Origin of the sequence: Heliomicrobium gestii, assembly GCF_009877435.1 — a bacterium.
Lineage (GTDB): Bacteria > Bacillota > Desulfitobacteriia > Heliobacteriales > Heliobacteriaceae > Heliomicrobium > Heliomicrobium gestii.
In genome coordinates this window covers 56,690-77,772 of record NZ_WXEX01000005.1, presented here as the reverse complement: position 1 = coordinate 77,772, position 21,083 = coordinate 56,690, and the positions used below count along the sequence as shown (strand labels likewise).

Sequence of the window (21,083 nt, the reverse complement as noted above, 5' to 3'; positions counted from 1 at the left end):
GGTGTGCCGAGATGAGTGTCGACATCAATCGCCAAAGCCAAAACGCTACCGTTTCCCGCCCCACGCAGGAGCCGCTCTCCATCTGGCGGGTACGCCTTCAACTGACAAAACCTCTGACATGGATTGGTCCCGTTTGGTCTGTCGGTTGTGGCGTCATCGGCGCCGCCGGCGCCGATCTGAGCGTGGATACCTTCCTGCGAAGTGTCTTGCTGATGGTTGTCATCGGACCCTTGGTCCTGGGAATGGGCCAATCGATCAACGACTACTATGACGCCGATGTAGATGCCATCAACGAGCCTGATCGTCCCTGTGCTCGCTTCCCAGCGTTGTTCAAACGGCTCGCCTTGACAAACGTGGCCGTGCTATCGACAGCGGCGCTGGTTTTATCGTACATCGCCTTTCGCATCGAGATATTCTTACTGGTCATCGCCGGTCTGCTGATTGCCTACATATACAGCGCGCCGCCGTTGCGGCTTAAACAAAACGGTTGGTTCGGCAATACGGCCTGCGCGCTCACCTACGTGACCTTGCCCTGGATCGCCGGCAATTACCTCTTTGACAGCGTGACCATGGAGCAGACGATTGTCGCCTTTATCTATGCCATCGGTTCTCACGGTTTCATGACGATGAACGACTTTAAAAGCGTTGAGGGCGATATCGCCTGCGGGCTGCGGTCGATGGTTGTCATGTACGGTGTGGAAGGCGGCGTCAAGATCGCCCTGTACATGCTCATGGCGTCTCAACTGATGGCGGCCCTGTACATTGCCGCCCAGGGACATATCCTTGGCAGCGCCGTCCTCATCGCGCTGCTGATGGCCCAGTTGCCTTTTCAGCCAAAACTCAAGCAAGACCCCAAACGGTTGGCCCCCTGGTACAACGCCACAGCAAACAGTTTTTTTATCCTCTCCATGATGGTTGCGGCGTTTACCCTCAAATAAATCGACATCATGGTCTTGCATCATTGTAGTGAACCTTCAAGGGGGACAAAGGCTGACTGCCTTTGGTCGGCCGAAAACAAGGAGGTGGGAAGGGGACAGAGATCCAACGGACGGGGTGCCGCGGAAGGTTTCCAAATGGGAATACGGCCATAATACAATCTTTTACTACGCCAGCCCGGGGAACCGTCTGCTGACCTGCACCCAACATTCCAAAAAGTCTGAAAAGGAGGTCGTGTTTGATGGCCACTGCCGAAATGGCATTTAACCCCCGGGCCCAGGTCTTTGAATACTTCAAAGACAAAGTGCCCGCCACACGGGGTGCTGTTCTGAAAGCCCACATCAACCACCTGGGCAACATTTCCGCTATGGTATCCTTCATTCTTGTTCACCACCTGAGCTGGGATCCCGCGACTCAAGGTGTTCTGTGGGCCCCCGCCACCATGTTTTATGCTCGTCTTTATCAATTGGGTATGGATGCGACCGCGCTGAGCCCCGACGCGCTCTTCGTTGCTCGTATGCACCTGCTTGCTGCTATTATTCTTTGGGGCGTCGGACACATCAAATCCCCTGCTGAAGAGAAGTTCCTGGAAAAGGTCACCATGGGCAAATCCCTGGTTGCTCAATTCCACTTCTTCGCTCTGATCGCCACCCTTTGGGGTCTCCATATGGCCTTCTACGGCATCCTTGGACCCGAAGGTAAACTGGCCCCCACCGGTCTGAGCTTCGACATGTTCGGACCCATCACCCCCGCTTCCATGGCTGGCAACCACGTCGCTTTCGGCGCGGTGTTCTTCCTGGGCGGTATCTTCCACTACTTCGCTGGCTTCAACACGAAGAAGTTCGCCTTCTTTGAAAAAGACTGGGAAGCTGTCCTGTCCGTTAGCTGCCAGGTTCTCGCTTTCCACTTCGCCACTGTTGTCTTCGCCATGATCATCTGGCAACATCCCCAACTCGGTTTCGGCTTCATGCGTGAATACGCCGTTTCCCAGTACGCTGGCCCTGAACTGAAAATGATCGCTCAAGGCAACCCCGGCCTGCTGGTCAAGCAAGCTATCCTGGGTCACCTGGTTATGGGCATCATGTTCTGGATCGGCGGCGTCTTCCATGGCGCGCACTTCATGCTGCGGGTTCTGAACGATCCCAAGATGGCTGAAGAAATGAAGGACTTCAAGTTCATCAAGCGTTGCTATGACCATGAGTTCCAGAAGAAGTTCCTGGCCCTGATCATGTTCGGCGCCTTCCTCCCGATCTTCGTTGCTTACGGCATTGCGACCCACAACACCATCGCTGACATCCATGCCGCTGCCAAGACCGGTATCTTCGCCCACATGACCTACATCAACATCGGCACCCCGCTCCACGACGCCGTCTTCGGCTCCAAAGGCTCCATCAGTGAATTCGTCGCCGCTCACGCTATCGCTGGCGGTCTGCACTTCACCATGGTTCCCATGTGGCGGATGGTGTTCTTCAGCAAGGTTTCGCCCTGGACCACCAAGGTCGGCATGAAAGCCAAGCGCGACGGCGAGTTCCCCTGCCTTGGCCCTGCTTACGGCGGCACCTGCTCCATCTCCCTCGTTGACCAGTTCTACCTGGCCATCTTCTTCTCCCTCCAAGTCATCGCTCCCGCCTGGTTCTACATTGATGGCTGCTGGATGGGCTCCTTCGTAGCTGTCGCCCAGCCCAACAACGAAATCTACCAGGCTGCGCTGGCCGCCTACAACGCCCACAACCCGCTCCATCAACTGTCCCCGCTCACCAACATGGGCTACTTCTCCTACATCATTCAGCAGACCACGGCCATGTTCTCCCGTTATGACGGTCACATGATCCAGGCTCTGCTGGGCGCTCACTTCATCTGGGCCTTCACCTTCTCCATGCTGTTCCAATATCGCGGCTCCCGCGACGAAGGTTCCATGGTTCTGAAGTGGGCTCACGAGCAAGTCGGCGTTGGCTTTGCTGGCAAAGTCTACAACCGCGCTCTGAGCCTGAAAGAAGGCAAAGCGATTGGTACCTTCTTGTTCTTCAAGATGACCATCGTTTGCATGTGGTGCCTCGCAATGGTGTAATTCACACCAACAAACATCTGTTCCCACACCCCCTGCGCCCTGAGAGGGGCGCAGGGGTTTTATCTCGCTTACGGGAAAATTCGGCCGGATCCGGGCCAAGGACAAACTCGTGATTCACAACACATTAGGGGGGTGGAGGCCATGGCAAACGAACTGAATTCCTATTGGACACAACAGGAACAGGTGAGGAACTATTTTGACGGCGATGCCTTTCAGCGATGGGCGTCCATCAGCAAAGGAGAAAGCAACAACTTTGCCCAGCGAAAGCTCATCGAAGGTCGTCAAGCCATCCACCGCTGCCTTTTGGACTGGATCGGGCCGGTAGCTGGTAAGCGAATCATCGATGCCGGCTGTGGCGCCGGCTTTTTGGCAGAAATCCTCGCCGATCAAGGCGCCGTTGTCAAGGGTATAGACATCTCTACGAAAATGATTGAAATGGCGACCGCGCGTAACCGCGGGCGAAAAGACCTCACCTTCGAAGTCAGTGACTTGGTTTCGGAAAAAGGAAATTACGACATCCTCATTTCGATGGATGTGTTGATTCATTATCCCCTCGCAGACCTGCCCGCCCTGTTGGAACACACCCTGGGCCGCAGTGGTGAACGGGCCTATATCACCTTCGCGCCATCGACTGGATGGTTTCGATTCCTCAAAGCCGTCGGGGAGCGGATGTCAGGAAGCTCCCGAACGACCAGCGCCTACCTGCATCCGATTTCGGAGATCCATTCCATTTTGAATAGATTGGGCTACCATTCCACTCGCCAAGAGCTGGTCTCCAACATCATCTATAACGCGATGTTGTTGGAGATTAAGCCGAAACGATGACTAGGAGGCTTGACATGCGCATACTGATGATCCAACCTAACTACCATTGCGGTGGCGCCGAAATCGCCGGAAACTGGCCGCCGAGCTGGGCTGCGTATATCGGCGGATCGTTAAAGGCAGCCGGTTACACCAACATCAAATTCATCGATGCAATGACCGAGGATCTACCAGATGACGTGCTAGCTGAAATCATCCGGAAAAACCAGCCGGATGTGGTCATGGCGAGTGCGATTACGCCGATGATTTATAAAGCGCAAGACACACTGCGGATTGCGAAGAAAAGCAACCCTACTTGCAAGACCATTCTGGGCGGGATCCATCCCACCTTTATGTACAACCAGATCCTGACCGAGTCGCCCGAGATCGATTACATCGTCCGCGGCGAAGGGGAAGAGATCGTCGTCAACCTGATGAACGCCATCGCTGCCGGTTCAGACCTGAAGGATCGCAAAGACATCCTCGGCATCGCCTATATGGAAGATGGCAAGGTCGTCGCCACGCCGGCCCATCCGCCGATTAAAAACCTGGACGGCCTCACGCCCGATTGGAGCGTCCTCGACTGGGACAAGTACATCTACATCCCCCTCAACTGTCGTGTTGCCGTGCCGAACTTTGCTCGCGGCTGTCCCTTCACCTGCCGCTTCTGCTCCCAGTGGAAGTTCTGGCGGACCTATCGGGTGCGCCATCCGAAGAAGTTTGTTGACGAGATCGAAACGCTGGTCAAGGATCACAAGGTGGGTTTCTTCATCCTCGCCGACGAAGAACCGACCATTAACCGCGATAAGTTTGTGGCCATGTGCCAAGAACTGATCGATCGCAAACTGGATGTTCATTGGGGCATCAACACCCGTGTCACCGACATCCTGCGCGACGCTCATCTGTTGCCTTTCTATCGCAAAGCCGGCCTCGTGCACATCTCGCTGGGCACCGAAGCGGCCACCCAGATGAACCTCGACCGCTTCCGCAAGGAAACGACGATGGAAGAAAACAAGCGGGCCATTGACATGATCAAGGCCGCTGGTATGGTCGCCGAAGCGCAGTTCATCATGGGCCTAGAAAACGAGTCGCCGAAAACGATCGAAGAGACCTTCAACCTTGCCCGCTACTGGGATGCGGACATGGTCAACTGGAACATGTACACGCCCTGGCCCTTCTCGGAACTCTTCGAGGAACTGGGTGACAAGGTCGAAGTGCGCGACTACTCCAAGTACAACTTCGTCACGCCGATCATGCAGCCCGACGAAATGGACCGGGAAGACGTCCTTAAAGGCGTGCTGCGCAGCTACGCCCGCTACTATATGCGCAAGAGCTTCCTTGACTATCCCTTTATCAAGGATCCCTTCAAGCGCAAGTACATGATGGGCTGCCTGAAGGCCTTTTTGAAGATGACGGCCACCCAGCGCTTCTATGACATCGGACGGGTGAAACGGAAAGGGTTCCACACCGAAGTCGACCTGGGCTTCGATCAGTCCAAGATCGTCAGCAAGGAAGAATTGGCCCGGATCAAAGCGGCGAAACAGGTTCAAGTGGACGAAGATTTCGGCACTGTCACCGCCTGTGGCGCTCCGCGCGATCTGGAAGTGTCCGCTTGCGGCGCGCCTCGCGATCTGCCTTCGATTGAACAGACGCCGGACGGCAACATCGCGGCAAGGGGCATGAAGATATGATTATTGCCGTATACGGAAAAGGCGGCGTTGGCAAATCGACGACTACGTCAAACCTGGCTGTGGCCATCGCCAAGTCCGGCCGCCGTGTGCTGCAGATCGGTTGCGACCCCAAGAGCGACTCCACCTTCACCATTGCCGGGCGGATGATCCCGACGGTGGTGGAGATCCTGGATAAGTTCAATTACCACTATGAATCGATCGAGCCTGCCGATCTGGTCGTGGAGGGTTATGGCGGCGTCAGCGTCGTGGAAACAGGCGGCCCGCCGGCCGGTAGCGGCTGTGGCGGATATGTCGTCGGCGAGACGGTGAAGCTCCTCGAAAAGCTCGATATCATGAGCAAGTACGACGTGATCCTCTTCGACGTCCTCGGCGACGTCGTCTGTGGCGGCTTTGCAACGCCGCTGCAGTACGCCGATCTGGCCTGTATCGTTTCCTCTAACGACTTTGACGCTCTTTTCGCGGCCAACCGCATCTGCGAGAGTATTGTGGAGAAGAACGCCTCCGGTTATGACGTAAAACTGGCCGGTGTCATCGGCAACCGTTGCGACCAGGTGGACCTGCTTGAAACCTTTACCCGGCGGATCGAAGCCCCGCTCATGGGCGTTGTTCCCCGCAACGAAGAGGTGCGCCAGTCCCGCGTCAAGGGATACACCCTCTTTGAACTGGAAGAAATGGGTGAGCCCGTCAGCGAGATGACCAGTGAGTTTCGCAAGATGGCGGCCTATCTTCTCAGTGGTCCCGAGGGTGTTGTGCCCAATGCCGTCGGCACCCGGGAGATGTTTGAACTCTTTCGAGGGGAGGACCTGCCGTGGAAGGAATCGAACGGGAAAACGGCTGCTTCCACACCTTCTGTCCGATAGCCAGCGTCGCCTGGCTGCATCGTAAAATCAAAGACTCCTTTTTTCTGATCGTGGGCACGCACACCTGTGCCCATTTTATCCAGACGGCCCTCGACGTGATGGTCTATGCTCACTCTCGATTCGGCTTTGCCGTCCTGGAGGAGTCGGATCTGGTGGCGCCTTCCCCGACGGAGGAGTTGGCAAAGGTCGTCGCCGACGTGAAGGCCGAATGGCAGCCGAAGGTGATCTTCCTGTTGAGCACCTGCAGTTGCGATATCTTGAAGCTTGACCTGGAGAACGCCAGCAAAGAGCTGAGCAACCGCTGTGGTTTCCCCGTCGTGCCGGTGAGCACATCGGGCCTGGACCGGACCTTTACCCAAGGGGAGGACGCCGTCCTCCACGCGTTGCTTCCCTTCGTACCGCGGGAAGCGCCCAAGGCGGAAGTGGTGGAAGAGAAGAAACGAAGCTGGTTCTCCTTTGGCAAAGAGGAGGGGAACAAGGCGACCGCTCCGGCGGCGCCCCGGCGCAACCTGGTCCTCGTCGGCGCGGTCACCGATTCAACGACCCAGCAGTTGAAATGGGAGCTTAATCAACTCGGTCTCGACCGGGTCGACGTGTTCCCCAGCGGCGACATGGGCAACATGCCGGTGATCAACGAACAGACCGTCATCGCGCCCTTGCAGCCCTATCTCAGCGATACCCTGGCGACCCTTCGCCGGGAACGGGGCGCCAAGGTGCTGACCACCCTATTGCCCATCGGACCGGACGGCACGGCGCGCTTTCTTGAGGCGATCTGCGCCGAGTTCGGCCTCGACGCCTCTGGGGTCGCCGAACGGGAGGCCCAGACCTGGCGCGGCCTGGAGAGCCAATTGGCCCTGCTGCGCGGCAAGCGGATCATGTTCCTCGGCGACAACCTGCTCGAGATTCCCCTGGCCCGCTTCCTCACCGCCTGTGGCGCTGAGGTGGTCGAGGCCGGCACCCCCTATGTCCATGCGAAAGACCTGCAAGAAGAGATCGCCAGGCTGCGGGAAAAAGGCGTTCCCGTTGTGGAGAGCCCGAACTTTGCCGCCCAACGGGAACGGCTTGACCGGTATCGCCCCGATCTGATCGTCGCCGGGCTGGGCATCTGCAACCCCCTGGAGGCGGCTGGGTATACGACGGCATGGTCGATTGAATTCACCTTTGCCCAGATTCATGGTTTCGTCAATGCCATCGATCTGATCAAACTCTTTGTAAAACCGCTGATGAAGCGGCAGGCCCTGCTCGATCAGGGCTGGGCGGAAGCGGGGTGGATCTCGTGAAACTCGCCTACTGGATGTATGAAGGAACCGCCCTCTCCGGGATCGCCCGTGTCGCCGGCAGCATGCCGAAGGTACATACGGTGATCCACGGTCCCCAGGGCGACGGTTATATCAATGTCATGTTTTCCATGCTGGAACGCTTTGACAAGCTCCCGCCCTTCACCTTGTCGCCCATCGGGCGGCGGGAGATGGCGCAGGGCTCGAGAGCCCGCCTTGTCGAGACGGTGCGGCGTGTGGAGGCGCAGCACCAGCCTGACGTGATCGTCATCACGCCGACCTGCTCGTCGACGCTGTTGCAGGAAGACCTTCTGGCCGTGGCCCGCAGCCTCGGCCGCCAGACCAAGGCGAAGCTGATCGTGCCGCGGGTAAACGCCTTCCGGGACCTGGAGCACTTCGCCATGGACGACTTCCTGGCCCAGATCGTTGCTGAGTTTGCTGTCGAACAGCCGAAGACGGAGCGCTTCACTGTCAACCTGATCGGACCTTCCTACCTCGGTTTCCACCAGATCCACGATCTGAAGGAAATGCAGACGATGCTGGAGGAGATCGGCATCGGCGTCAACGCCGTCATTCCCTACGGAGCGACGGTGGAGACGCTGCGCAGCCTGACGGGCGCGCACCTGAATCTCTGCCTCTACCGCGAATATGGCCGTGAGGCCTGCGAATACCTGCGCAAAACCTTTGGAATGGAATACCTGTCTATTACGCCGATGGGCATCCGTCAGACAGGACAATTCCTGCGCGCCCTCGGCGAACGAGCCGGCATCGATGTGACGCCGTACATTCGCCAACACCTGGCGCCCTCGGGATCGCTGGCCCGTTTCACCAAGTCTGTCGACGCCTTGTCGTCCCTGTTCGGAAAAAGAGCCGTTGTCTTTGGCGACTACAGCCATGCCGTCGGCGCCACCCACCTGTTGCGCGAGATCGGCGTGCAGGTGATCTGGGCCGGCACCTATATGACGGCATGGAAGGACGAATTTACCGAGTCTGTCGCCGGTTTGACTGATGAGGCCTTCGTCTGTGACGACTTCCAGGCCGTGAGCCGCAAAATCCGCGACACCCAGCCGGACATCGTCTTCGGCACCCAGATGGAGCGGCACAGCGCTGCGCGGTATGACCTGCCCTGCATCGTCATCAGCAGCCCCGCCCATATCCTCAACTTCCCGCTCTTTCCGGCGCCCGTCCTCGGCTACCGGGGGATGACCCGCCTTCTCGATACGATCAACCAGACGATCAAACTCGGCCTGGAAGAGCACCTGGTCAACATGTTCGGGGAAGATACCACTTCGGAAAGCCAGATGGAAACAACGGCCGCCGCGACGGCAGTTTCTACAGCAGCCGCTGGAACGGCTGCTGGCGCCGATGAAATGCATTGGGACGCCGAGGCCCTCAAGGCCTTGAAGCAGGTGCCCTTTTTTGTACGAGGAAAAGTGCAGCGCAATACCGAGAACTATGCCCGCGAACAAGGTTGCAGCGAGGTCACGCTGGACGTGATCTACGCCGCCAAGGCTTACTTCGAGAGCAAGGGAAATCAGGGCAACCGGTAATTGCCGACGGGAGGAAATATACCGATGACACAAGCGCAACCATCGAACCATAGCGAACGGCGGCAGCCGGCGCAGATCAAAGTGCCGACCTATCCCTTTACGGCGATCATCGGCCAGGAAGAGATGAAACTGGCCCTCATCCTGAACGTGATCGACCCGCGCGTCGGCGGCGTCATGATCATGGGCGATCGGGGGACGGGCAAGTCGACGACGGTCCGCGCCCTGGCTGAACTGCTGCCGGAAGTGCCTTCGGTGGCCGATTGTCCCTTCGGGTGCCACCCGGAAAAAACGAGTGAGATGTGTCCCAGTTGCCGGGAACGAACGGCGGCAGGGGAAGCGTTGCCGATGACCTACCGCAAGACCCGCGTCGTCGACCTCCCGCTCGGGGCGACAGAAGACCGCGTCTGCGGCACCATCGATATCCAAAAGGCGCTGGCGGAAGGGGTCAAGGCCTTTGAACCGGGCCTCCTGGCGCAAGCCAACCGCGGCTTTCTCTATGTCGATGAAGTCAACCTCCTCGACGATCACCTCGTCGACGTCCTGTTGGACAGCGCCGCGTCCGGCGTCAACGTGGTTGAACGGGAAGGCATCAGCATCCGCCACCCAGCCCGCTTCGTCCTCGTCGGCTCAGGCAACCCGGAAGAGGGGGAACTGCGTCCCCAGTTGCTCGACCGTTTTGGTCTCCACGCCCAGATTCGCACACTGCGCGATGCCCAGAAGCGTGTCGCCATCATCCGCAGCCGCAGCGATTTTGACAACGAACCGGAGACCTTCATTGAAAAATTCGAAGCGCCCCAGGCCGACCTGCAAGCCAAGATCACCCGGGCCAAAGAGATTCTGGGCGATGTGACCGTTGGCGACGACGTCCTCTTGAAGATCGCCCAACTCTGCATCGAACTGGAGATCGACGGACACCGGGGCGAACTGGTCCTGGCCCGGACCGCCAAAGCCTTGGCCGCCTTTGAAGGCCGGACCGAAGTCTGTGACGACGATGTGGCCCGCATTGCCGTCCTCGGCCTGCGTCACCGCCTGCGCAAAGACCCCTTGGCGACGATGGACAACGGTCGTCGCGTGCAGGAAAAAGTGGCCCAGATCTTTGGAGTTGAGAAGGCGGGAGCATGAAGACAAACTGCCTGCCCTTGGCGGCCATCACCGGACAGGAAGGCATCAAACGGGCGCTGCTCCTCGTTGCCGTCGATCCGGGCTTAAAAGGGGTGGCCATCGCCGGGCCGCGGGGGACCGGGAAGACGGTCCTGGCCCGTGGGCTCCGGGAACTGCTGCCGCCGATCGATCAGATCGGCGGCTGTCCCTGCCACTGTCACCCGGACAAACCGGCGAGCTGGTGCAGCCGCTGCCGGGAACAGTACAGCGCAGACGCAACCGGCATCGGCAACAACCCTTCCGTCGTCCGGCGGGATGCCCCCTTCATGGAGGTTCCCCTCGGCGCCACGGAAGACCGTCTGCTCGGCGCCATCGATGTGGAGCAATCCCTCGCCGGCGGCGCGCGGGCCTGGCAGCCGGGCCTGATCGGAGAAGCCAACCGCGGCGTGCTCTACGTGGACCAGTTAAACCTGCTCGACGACGGCCTCGTCAACTCCCTTTTTGACGCCATGTCGGGGATCTGCCGCCTCGAACGGGAGGGCATCTCCGTTCAATACCCCTCTGATTTTGTCTTGGTGGGGACCTATGACCCTGACGAAGGCGCCCTGCGGGGCCATCTGGCAGACCGCGTCGCCATCCATGTGAGCAGCGGCGTCATCAACGACCTGGAACAGCGCATCGAGATCATGCGCCGCCAGGAGCTCTTTGTCGATGAACCCGATGCCTTTGAAAAGCTCTACGCCGACGAGCAGGACGATCTGCTGCGCAAGATCGACGGCGCCCGTGAACGGTTGCCTGCGGTGACCATTTCGGAGAGTCAGGTCCTCTACCTGATCGGCCAATCGTTGAAACGGGGCGTCCCCGGTCACCGGGGCGACCTCTTCGCCGTGCGCCTCGCCAAAGCGCACGCGGCGCTGGAAGGCCGGTTGGCGGTAGAGCCCATCGACCTCGCCCTGGCGGTGGAGTTCGTGATCAAGCCACGGCAGACCGTTGACCTTCCCGATGAGGAAGAGCAACAACCGCCGCCGCCGCCTCCGCCGCCCCCGCCACCGCCGGAGCCAGACAAGGATGACAAAGACGACCCGCCGCCGGACGCGCCCAATGACGAGCAGACGATGACCCTGCCCGAGGAGTTTTTCTTCGACGCCGAGGAAGTGCCTGTCGAAGATGAACTGCTCTCCTTGCAGAACAAGGCGCAACGGCAAGCCCGCGGCGGCGCCCACGGCAAACAGAAGAGCATGGAACGCGGTCGCTATACCCGCGCGCTCCTGCCGCCGCCGGGCAAGCCCTCGCGGATCGCCGTCGACGCCACCTTGCGGGCGGCGGCGCCCTACCAGCAGGAGCGGCGACGTTCCGGCAAGTTCGGCAACCGCGAAGTCATCGTCACCGATTCAGACCTGCGGGCCAAACAGTTCGTCCGCAAATCGGGCGCCCTGATCATTTTTGTCGTCGACGCCAGCGGCAGCATGGCTTTCAACCGGATGAGCAGCGCCAAAGGCGCCGTCTCGGTGCTGTTGAATGAAGCCTATGTCAACCGCGACAAGGTAGGCATGATCATCTTCCGCGGCCAGAAGGCCGAGGTCATCGTGCCGCCGACCCGCAGCGTCGAGTTGGCCAAGAAGCGCTTCGATCAAGTGCCCGTCGGCGGCGGATCGCCCCTGGCCGACGCCATCGCCCAAGCCCTTGAACTGGGTGTCAAGAGCATCGGCAGCGATGTCGGTCAGGTGATCATCACCCTGATCACCGACGGCCGCGGCAACATCCCCCTCAACCCGGAGGAGGGACCGAAAAAGCGGGAGGAACTGAACGAGGAGATCCTGGCCATCAGCCGCAAGATTCCCGAACAAGGCTTTTCCTTGCTCGTCATCGATACGGCCAACAAATTCACCTCCACCGGATTTGCCGAAAAGATCGCAGGAGCGGCCTTCGGCCAGTACTACTACCTGCCCAAGATGTCGGCGACGACGCTCGCCGAGACGGTCAAGAGCGGCGTGCACGCGCTGCGGAAATAAGGGGGGATAGTCTATGTCGAAAAAGGTCATGCGGTTTGTCCATGTCTATCTGGAACGGCAGATCTGCAGCGCATTCAGCCGATCCATCGAGGCGAGCAATCGCACCCAACCCATCGAGATCAGCGTCACCTCCTTCTGCGTGCACGAGCTGAAAGAGAAGGCCAAGATCGAAGAGTTCCGTCAAGCCGTGCTGAACGCCGACCTGCTCTTCGTCGGTCACGTCTTTGTCGACGACATCGCCCGCACCATCGCCGACGTGATCCGCAAGGAAGGCCAGCAGGTGCCGGCGGTGGTCGTCGTCAACGCCATGCCGGAACTGATGAAGCTGACCCGCATGGGCGGTTTCAAGATGGGCAGCGAACAGTCCAACGAATACATGAACATTATTAAGCGCTTCAAGAAGACGACCGACACAGAAGAAGCGCAAACTAAAAAATCCGGTCCGCCCATGAACACGGACGTGATGATGACCCTCGTCCGCACCGTGCCCAAACTCTTAAAATACATACCCGGCAAGATGCAGGACCTGCGTTCCTACATGCTCTGCTACCTCTACTGGCTCAACGGATCGCCGAAAAACCTGGGCAACATGGTGCTCATGCTGGCGAAACAGTACTTTGCGCCGGAAGCGGACATCTCCTTTGACGCCCCGGTCGAATACGCTGAAGAGGGGATCTACCATCCCGATTCGGACTGCTGGTTCACCAGCCGCGCCGAGTATGAGGAGTGGTATCGCCGTCACGCGCCGTCGGAACTGCGCGTCGGCCTGATCGTCCTGCGCACGAGCCTCCTCGCCGACAACCATGACCATTACGACGCGGTCATCCGCTCCCTCGAAGCGAAGGGGCTTGGCGTCGTCCCCGGCATCGCCAAGGGACTCGACTACCGCCATGTGGTGGAGCACATGTTCATGGGCAAAGGCGACCTGCGCCAGGTTGACGGTGTGATCACCCTCACCTCCTTCAGCCTCGTCGGCGGCCCGGCCTCCAATGACGCCGAAAGCGCCGTCAAGGTCCTCTCGGCCCTCGGCGTGCCCTACCTCTCGGCCATCCCCCTGGAGTTTCAAACCATCGACGAGTGGAAGTCCGACCTGTCGGGCCTCAACCCGGTCCAGGTCGCCTTGAACGTGGCCATCCCCGAATTGGACGGCCTCGTCGCCCCCACCGTCTACAGCGGTTACGCCGTTCACGGCGCCTCCAAGGCGATTCCCATCCCCGAGCGGATCGAACTGCTGACCGAACGGATGCGGCGCATGATCCGGCTGCGCACGACGGCGAAAGCCGACAAAAAGCTGGGCATCGTCCTCTTCAGCTTCCCGCCGGACAAGGGGAACGTGGGGACGGCCGCCTATCTGGACGTCTTCAAATCCCTTTACAACCTACTCTGCCGCCTCCGCGAGGAAGGGTACACGGTCGAGCTTCCCGAGAGCCCCGAAGCGCTGATCAAGATGATCATCGAAGACGAGGAGTCCATGCTCCCTTCGGCCAACCTGCATGTGGGCGGCCGCGTGACTGTGGAAGAGTACGAGAAGATCAACCCCTACTGGAAACAGATCGCCGACACCTGGGGACCGGCGCCGGGCGAACTGAACACAGACGGCCAGGACCTGCTCGTCTTTGGCCGCCGTCTCGGCAACGTCTTTATCGGCGTGCAGCCCTCTTTCGGTTATGAGAGCGACCCGATCAAACTGCTCTTCACCCGCAACGCCTGTCCCCACCACGGCTTCGCCACCTTCTACCGCTGGCTCGACAAGGTCTACCAGGCCGACGCGCTGCTCCACTTCGGCACCCACGGCGCCCTGGAGTTCATGCCCGGACACCAGGTGGGCATGACCGAGTACTGCTGGCCAGACCGTCTGCTGGGACCGGTGCCCAACTTCTACCTCTACAGCGTCAACAACCCCTCTGAGGCGACCATCGCCAAACGGCGAAGCGCCGCCACCCTTGTCTCCTACCTGACGCCGCCGGCGGAGAACGCCGGCCTCTACAAGGACCTGCGGGATCTGAAGGACCTGATCAGCATGTGGGGGGAAAACCGCCACAACGCCCGCGGCGAGTCGATCCTGGAGACGATCATCGAAAAAGTCCTGGCCCTGCACCTCGACAAGGATGTGCCGCTGACGAAAGAACCGGGCCAGGAGTTCATCGGCAAGCTTTACGTCTACCTGACCGATCTGGAAAACCGCCTCATCCCGACGGGCCTGCACATCCTCGGTGAGGCGCCCCAGGCCCAGACCCTGGGCGACTATCTCTCGGCCATCAGTTACTTTGACCGCCCGGAAAAAGGCATCCGCTCCCTGGCCGCCCTCGCCTCCGAGGCCATGGGCATCCCCTTCAACGACCTGGAGCGGCGCGCAGAGCTGGGCGAACAGGCGTCTATCGAAAAGCTGGAAGTGGTGCGCCAGGCGGTGCAGCAGGGGATCCAGAAGATGATCGCCGAGTTTCTCCAGAAAGATGAGCGCGGACGGTTCAGCTTCCTGCGCGGCAAGTCGGAAACGATCGCCGCCAAGGCCATGCAGGCCTTCCTCCTCGAACGGGTGCAGAGCGGCGTGGAAGTCGACATCACGGCGGCGGCGCGCACCTTCGTCTACTTGCAGGATGTCCTCAAGGACATCATTCTCGCCGAAGAGGTCAACGGCCTCATTAAGGCCCTTGACGGCGAGTACATCAAGCCGGGACCGGGCGGCGACCCCGTCCGCAACCCGAAGACGCTGCCGACGGGCCACAACATCCATGCCCTCGATCCCCAGGCGATCCCCACCTCTGTCGCGGTTCGCGCCGGACAGCGGGTCGCCGAGATGATGCTGCAAAAACTCTACGACGCCAACGGCGCCTACCCCGAGTCGATCGCCGTCGTCCTCTGGGGAACCGACAACATCAAGACCTATGGCGAAGGCATCGCCCAAGCGATGGCGCTGATGGGCGTCAAACCGGTGCCCGACGACCTGGGCCGCATGACCCGCTTGCGTCTCATCCCCCTGGAGGAGTTGGGCCGGCCTCGCATCGACGTGGTCGTCACCGTCTCCGGCATCTTCCGCGACCTCTTCCAGAATCAGATGGAACTTCTCGACGAGGCGGTCAAAACGGCGGCCACCGCCGACGAATCCTCTGATATGAACTATATCCGCAAACACGCCCTCGCTCAGTCCCAGGAGATGAACATCCCCATCGAACAGGCGGCGACGCGCGTCTTCTCCAACGCGCCGGGCAGCTATGGCGGCAACGTCAACCAGATGGTCGAAAACAGCGCCTGGGAGGAAGCCGGCGAGTTGGCCGACACCTTCATCAAGCGCAAAGGCTTCGCCTACGGCAAACAGGTCCGCGGCGAGGTAGCCGACGAGATTTACCGCTCCGCCCTCTCCAATGTGGACACGAGCTTCCAGAATGTGGACTCCTCTGAGGTGGGCATCGTCGACATCGACCACTACTACGAGTACCTGGGCGGCGTCTCGGCGGCAGTCAAGAGCATTCGCGGCGAAAAGCCCAACGTGCTCGTCGCCGACACGACGACACCGAAGGTGCAGATCCGCAACCTGGACGAGATGGTCCGTTTTGAGACGCGGACCAAGACGCTCAATCCAAAGTGGTATGAAGGCATGCTCAAGCACGGCTATGAAGGGGTCCGCGAGATCCAGTCCCGCGTCGACAACACCTTCGGCTGGAGCGCCACCACGGATGCCGTCGACAACTGGGTCTACGACGAGATCACTGACGTCTACATCACCGATGAAACGATGCGCAACCGTTTGAAGGAACTGAACGCCCACGCCCTGCGCGGGATCGTTCGGCGGCTTTTAGAGGCCAACCGCCGCGGATTCTGGGAGGCCGATGACGAGAAGCTGGATAAATTGATGGAGATTTACCAAGACATCGAGGATGAGATCGAAGGGGTCAGCGTTCCGGCCTGATCAGACATAGAGGTTACGGATGCTACGTCTGCAGGATGCCAAGGCCTAAAGGAGCGGCAGCGGCGCGACGGGGAGAACCTGTTGCCCTTGCCGCTCTTCTTCGAAATCGAGACAAAAAACGTTTGCACAGGATAGGGGAGAATTTGGCGTGAAACAAACGACAAGGAACCACGGTAAAGTCGTCGTGGTCGGCGCCGGCGCCGGCGGTTTAAGCGCTGCTGTTCGTCTGGCCGCTCAGGGCTGGGATGTGACGGTGCTGGAAAAAGAACCGGCGTTGGGTGGACGTCTGAGCGCGATCGAGGCGGAAGGATACACCATCGACATCGGACCGACCATTCTGATGATGAACGATGTCTTTGAACAGTTCTTCCAGGATCACGGGCGGGACATCGGCGATTACTTGGAACTGATCCGCGTCGATCCCTGCTACAACCTGCATTTTACCGACGGAACCCGCCTGACCCCTTCCAGCGATATGAAAAAACTCCTTGACGAGATCCGTGCGTTGAATCCGGACGACGTGGACGGCTATCTGCGCTACCTCGCACAGATCAACAAGCGGTACATGTATGCCCGTAATCATTTCATCGAAAAGGCCTTTGTTAAGCCCTCCGACTTTTTCAACCCTGAAACCTTGGCGGCCATGCTGCAGTTGAAGACCCTCAACAACATGTATGACGACATCGCCCGCTTCATCAAAGATGAACGCCTGCGCATTGCCATGACCTTCCAGGCCATCTATCTGGGGATCTCGCCCTTTGACGCCCCGTCCATCTACACGTTGATCGCCTATGTGGAACACGGCTTGAGCGGCGTCTGGTATCCGAAGGGCGGCATGAACGCCATCGCCAAGGCCTTGGGCCGCCTCCTCGGCGAATTCGGCGGCGTCATCCGCTGCAACGCCGAAGTCGCCCAGATCCGCATCGAAAACGGACGGGCGCGCGGCGTCCGCCTGGCCAGCGGCGAGGAGATCGCCGCCGATGTGGTGATCTCCAACGTCGATTTTCCGACGACGATGGAAAAACTGGTCGAGCCGGCCTACCAGGGCAAGTACACGCCCGAGAAACTGGCCCGCATGGAGAACACGATGGGCGCCTTTATGCTGTATCTGGGCGTCAACAAGCGCTACGACAATCTGCACATCCACAACATCTACTTTACGCCGGACTACAAAAAGAGCATGGACGAACTGTTCAACGCTCACGTCCTGCCGGAAGAGCCGGCCATGTATGTCTACTCGCCGACCCGGTATGACGACACGGTGGCGCCGCCAGGAAAAGAGGTCATCTATGTCCTCGTGCCGGTGCCCAACCTGGATCACGGCATCGACTGGAAAAAAGAGACCGCCCGTTACCGCGAACTGGTCCTCAAGCGGTTGGAGCAGTGGGGCCTGACCGACCTGAGCCAACACATTGAGTTTGAGCGGGTCTACACGCCCGAGACGTTCCAGAAGCGCTTCAACGTCTACCACGGCGCCTGCTTCGGCCTCGCGCCGACGCTCTTCCAGTCCGGTTACTTCCGCCCGAGCATCAAGTCGGAGAAGGTGAGCAATCTTTACTTCTCCGGCGCCAGCGTCCATCCCGGCGGCGGCGTGCCCGTTGTCCTCGTCTGCGGGAAGCTCGTTTCCGAACAGGTGATGAAGGACAGCGGCTTGGTCATGAAAGAGCGTCGCCATGTCGCTGCTGGGGTAGCGGCGACCTTTTAAACCGGCTCGCCGATCTGACGGAAGGGCGCCATCAGTCACTTTATTGCGGATATGGGCGGACGACCATCAACGACAGGCGTAACGAAGGGATACAATAAACGAATAAGCAGCCGAACAGAGGTCGCGATTGCCATCGCGGCCATTTTTTTTTACTGCGGAGAGCACGAATAAGGCAAAACAATGATTTTTCAGGCGAAGTTTCTGTAAAAAGGACACGAAAATTTTGCCATTGGACGCCGTCCCCCCCGACATTTTTCGCTTGCGCCGGCAGGTATAATGGAAAAAGATACCAAATGGCAAAGGCGAAACGGGGGATGAAGATTGTGGGATGAGCCGAAAGTTTATCCTTTTCGTCGGGAACGGGTGCCAACGCGTGATGGGCGAAGCGAGAAGAGCCGTCGATGGGTCGCTTGGTTCGTCCGGGTGGTTGCGGCACTGACGCCAGGATCGCCGGCAAAGACGGGGGGAACAGGGCGACAGACGCCGGGAACGGCGACATTCCCCATGGGAACGGCAAGCGGCCATGCCCAAAAAGCGAGTTCTGGCGCCGGCGCGAAGGGGGGCGTCGCGCTTGCTGCGTCGGTCAAGGCCATCACCAGCAGGGTGAAGCAATCGACGGGGAAGACACTGCAAAGCGCCGGCGCGCTGTCGGCAGGGGTCGCCAAAGGCTGGCGCAAATGGTTGGTCTTCGGCAAAGACATCCGCGTCTGGCTCTGGTGGGTCGGCGTTTTCCTGCTCGCTCGCGGAACCCTGCTCGGCGGATTGGCGGCGGCAGCGCCGGCGGCGCTGGCCGTCACGGCGGCGCGCCGGCCGGGGATGCTGCTCTGGAGTGTGACGGCCACAGCGGCGGGGTGGTACTCGGGGCGCCTCGCGCCGGAACCGTCGGCCCTGTCCCCGGATCCCCTGGGGCTTCGCCCGGCGACGCAACTGACGGCATGGCTGGCTGTTGCCGCGGTGACGGCGATGGTCGCGAAGCGGCGCCCACCCTCGGTGACCCTCCTGGCCGTGATCACCGCGTTGACCATCTGGAGCGTGGAAGGGGTCGCCGTCGCCTGGTTGACCCCATCCCTCTACAGCGCCGTGCTCGTCGCTTTTGAGGGGCTCTTTTCCTCTGTCGCCGTCGTGATCGTGGCGACAGCAGAAAACACGCTCGAATCCCCGGCAGGGCGGACCTGGAACCGGGACGAACAGGCCTGCATGGTCGTCGTCGGCCTGTTGTTGCTGCTCGGCCTGCCGCAGGAGTCGTTTTTCGGGCTCTCGCTGACCGGGACGATCGCCAAATTCAGCGTCCTGCTTGGCGCCTACGCGCTGGGGCCGGGCGCCGGCGCCGCCGTTGGCGTTGCCCTCGGACTGCTCCCTTCATTAGCCGTCTTCGGCGCTCCGTCCTCCCTGGCCCTGTTGGCGCTGTCCGGACTGTTGGCAGGCTTGTTTCGTCCCTGGGCGAAACCGGGGGTGATCGGCGGCTTTTTGTCGGGCCATCTCCTGCTTTCCATATATATGGCCAACTCCCAGGATGTGCGAGCGCTGATGTTGGAAGCGGCCGTAGCCGGCCTGTTGCTCATCCTCTGGCCTTCCCGCTGGATCCAAGTTCTCCGGCAGCGCCTGTCATCTCGAAAAAAAGAGCTCGTCCTCGCCGAACCGGCTGTGCCGGTCAGCGCCAAGTTGGACGAGATGGGACGCATGATCGGGCAAATGGCTGTCACCTTCGAAGAGATCGCCGAGCCGGCGCCTGCGACGGGAGACAAACCGTGGGAGCCCATCCTGTTGACCATCGCCGAACGGGTCTGCAAACCCTGCCCCAGTTACGGGCTTTGTTGGGAACGGGACGCCGAGCGGACGCGACAATACCTGAACGAGATCCTCCAACAGGTGGAGGAGAGAGGTCAGGTAACGGCCAAATCGTTGACCCCCCAGCTGGCGCGGCGCTGCGCGCGCCTGGCCGAGTTGTCGGCCACCATCGGATGCCTGCTGGAGACGGTGGAGGTCGATCGCTACTGGCGACGCAGGCTCAGCGAAGGCCGGCATCTCGTCAGCGCCCACTTTCGGGGATTGGCCGGATGGATGGCGTCGCTGGCCCAGGGCGTAGAACAGGCGTCGCCGTCAGAAAAAAAGGGGGCGCGGTTGGCCAAAGCGCTGGAAGAACGCGGATTCCGCCTCAAAACCATCAAGGAGCAAGGCGAGAACGGTCAATGGCGGATTTTTGTCGAAGGAAAGGGCTGTTCCGGCGCATGGCCTTGCGCGGAACATGCGGCGGCGGCGGCCGCCGAAGTGCTCGGACAGACCTTTATCGTGGGCAAGTCCGATTGTCGCAGCGGCGCTCCCGGGCGGTGCCTCTTTAGCCTGATCCCTGTCCGTCCCTACGGGTTCGATGTCGGCATAGCGCAGGCTGCCCGCCACGGCAGCGCCGTAAGCGGCGACTCGGTCGGCCGGTGGGAAGCGCCGGCGTCGCGAATGGTCGTCGCCCTCAGCGACGGCTCGGGTGTGGGGCCGAGGGCCGCTCGGGAGAGCAGCGCCACCCTGTCTCTGTTGGAACACCTGTGCCGCATGGGCGTTCACCCCGGCGAAGCCTTGCGCTCCGTAAACGCGCTGGTCGCCCTGGCGACAGAGGAGGAGTCTTTCGCCACCGTTGACATGGCCATGATCGATCTGGCATCAGCGGAGGCGGAGATCTTCAAGCTGGGCGCTTCGTCCAGCTACCTGAAACGGGGAAGGCGCGTGCAAGTCCTCCGTCAGTCGTCGCTGCCGCTGGGCATTTTGAAGAATGTGGAGGTGGAATCGCTCAGCCTGGCCATGCTGCCCGGCGACCGGCTGATTCTGGTCAGCGACGGCATCGTCGAGGCGACACGGCCCGGCGCAAACCGGGGAGGCAAGGGCCACAGCAGCCGGGGGTATGGCGACAAGCCCGCCGGTGAAGGCGATGACTGGTTGATATCCTGGCTGGAGCGTGACGCCACGGCCGATCCGCAGGCCTTGGCCGACCAGATCCTCCTGGAAGCGATCCGATTGGGCGGGGGCAAGGCAAGGGACGATTGCAGTGTCGTCGTCGTCGCCCTGTCCGGGAGAGAGGAAAGGGGATAGGGGTTTGTTCGCCTGATTTTTCGGAGAAGATAAGGACTAGGCGAATTTCGCCGGAGCGGGCAGGGAAACGTGAATCCATGTAGAAAGTAACCACATA

General features: G+C 60.2%; 12 protein-coding genes. All 12 read left to right on the top strand.

The window, feature by feature from the left end; genetic code table 11:
* Positions 1-11: 11 nt before the first annotated feature.
* The 12 genes from bchG to GTO89_RS06975 all read left to right on the top strand — a co-directional run bounded on the left by bchG (position 12) and on the right by GTO89_RS06975 (position 20,986).
* On the top strand, positions 12-938 hold the full coding sequence (bchG, locus tag GTO89_RS07030) for a (bacterio)chlorophyll synthase (protein WP_161261373.1): 927 nt from the start codon (positions 12-14) through the stop codon (positions 936-938).
* A 239-nt stretch (positions 939-1,177) separates the two neighbouring features.
* Positions 1,178-3,004 carry a hypothetical protein gene (locus GTO89_RS07025; protein ID WP_161261372.1) on the top strand — a complete coding sequence of 609 codons (1,827 nt, stop codon included), beginning with the start codon at positions 1,178-1,180 and terminating at the stop codon, positions 3,002-3,004.
* A 141-nt stretch (positions 3,005-3,145) separates the two neighbouring features.
* Positions 3,146-3,829: a magnesium protoporphyrin IX methyltransferase gene (gene bchM, locus GTO89_RS07020; protein ID WP_161261371.1), complete on the top strand. Its 684-nt coding sequence runs from the start codon at positions 3,146-3,148 to the stop codon at positions 3,827-3,829.
* Between the two features lie 14 nt (positions 3,830-3,843).
* Positions 3,844-5,496, top strand: a complete 1,653-nt coding sequence (gene bchE / locus GTO89_RS07015; protein WP_161261370.1) for a magnesium-protoporphyrin IX monomethyl ester anaerobic oxidative cyclase — start codon at positions 3,844-3,846, stop codon at positions 5,494-5,496.
* Complete coding sequence (bchL, locus tag GTO89_RS07010; protein WP_161261369.1) at positions 5,493-6,356, top strand: ferredoxin:protochlorophyllide reductase (ATP-dependent) iron-sulfur ATP-binding protein; 864 nt, start codon at positions 5,493-5,495, stop codon at positions 6,354-6,356. Before bchE ends, bchL begins: the two co-directional genes overlap by 4 nt.
* Complete coding sequence (gene bchN, locus GTO89_RS07005; RefSeq protein WP_161261368.1) at positions 6,305-7,636, top strand: ferredoxin:protochlorophyllide reductase (ATP-dependent) subunit N; 1,332 nt, start codon at positions 6,305-6,307, stop codon at positions 7,634-7,636. The genes bchL and bchN overlap by 52 nt, the downstream gene beginning before the upstream one ends.
* Positions 7,624-9,183 carry a ferredoxin:protochlorophyllide reductase (ATP-dependent) subunit B gene (gene bchB / locus GTO89_RS07000; RefSeq protein WP_161261367.1) on the top strand — a complete coding sequence of 520 codons (1,560 nt, stop codon included), beginning with the start codon at positions 7,624-7,626 and terminating at the stop codon, positions 9,181-9,183. Before bchN ends, bchB begins: the two co-directional genes overlap by 13 nt.
* Positions 9,184-9,207: 24 nt before the next feature.
* A complete protein-coding gene (gene bchI, locus GTO89_RS06995) occupies positions 9,208-10,305 on the top strand; it encodes a magnesium chelatase ATPase subunit I (protein WP_170294414.1) in 1,098 nt (365 codons plus the stop codon).
* Positions 10,302-12,296 (top strand): magnesium chelatase ATPase subunit D, encoded by a 1,995-nt coding sequence (bchD, locus tag GTO89_RS06990; protein ID WP_161261366.1) that lies wholly within the window; start codon positions 10,302-10,304, stop codon positions 12,294-12,296. Before bchI ends, bchD begins: the two co-directional genes overlap by 4 nt.
* Before the next feature lie 13 nt (positions 12,297-12,309).
* The gene (bchH, locus tag GTO89_RS06985; protein WP_161261365.1) at positions 12,310-16,203 is read left to right on the top strand and encodes a magnesium chelatase subunit H; all 3,894 of its coding nucleotides are present in this window, start codon (positions 12,310-12,312) and stop codon (positions 16,201-16,203) included.
* A 148-nt stretch (positions 16,204-16,351) separates the two neighbouring features.
* Entirely contained in the window at positions 16,352-17,908 is a 1,557-nt protein-coding gene (locus GTO89_RS06980; RefSeq protein ID WP_161261364.1) for a phytoene desaturase family protein, read from the top strand.
* Between the two features lie 363 nt (positions 17,909-18,271).
* Positions 18,272-20,986: a SpoIIE family protein phosphatase gene (locus tag GTO89_RS06975; RefSeq protein WP_161261363.1), complete on the top strand. Its 2,715-nt coding sequence runs from the start codon at positions 18,272-18,274 to the stop codon at positions 20,984-20,986.
* Positions 20,987-21,083: the final 97 nt, after the last annotated feature.

Coding starts and splice junctions, on each gene's coding strand:
- bchG (WP_161261373.1), top strand. CDS start 12: ATGAGTGTCGACATCAATCGCCAAAGCCAAAACGCTACCGTTTCCCGC.
- bchL (WP_161261369.1), top strand. CDS start 5,493: ATGATTATTGCCGTATACGGAAAAGGCGGCGTTGGCAAATCGACGACT.
- bchH (WP_161261365.1), top strand. CDS start 12,310: ATGTCGAAAAAGGTCATGCGGTTTGTCCATGTCTATCTGGAACGGCAG.
- bchI (WP_170294414.1), top strand. CDS start 9,208: ATGACACAAGCGCAACCATCGAACCATAGCGAACGGCGGCAGCCGGCG.
- bchE (WP_161261370.1), top strand. CDS start 3,844: ATGCGCATACTGATGATCCAACCTAACTACCATTGCGGTGGCGCCGAA.
- bchM (WP_161261371.1), top strand. CDS start 3,146: ATGGCAAACGAACTGAATTCCTATTGGACACAACAGGAACAGGTGAGG.
- GTO89_RS07025 (WP_161261372.1), top strand. CDS start 1,178: ATGGCCACTGCCGAAATGGCATTTAACCCCCGGGCCCAGGTCTTTGAA.
- bchD (WP_161261366.1), top strand. CDS start 10,302: ATGAAGACAAACTGCCTGCCCTTGGCGGCCATCACCGGACAGGAAGGC.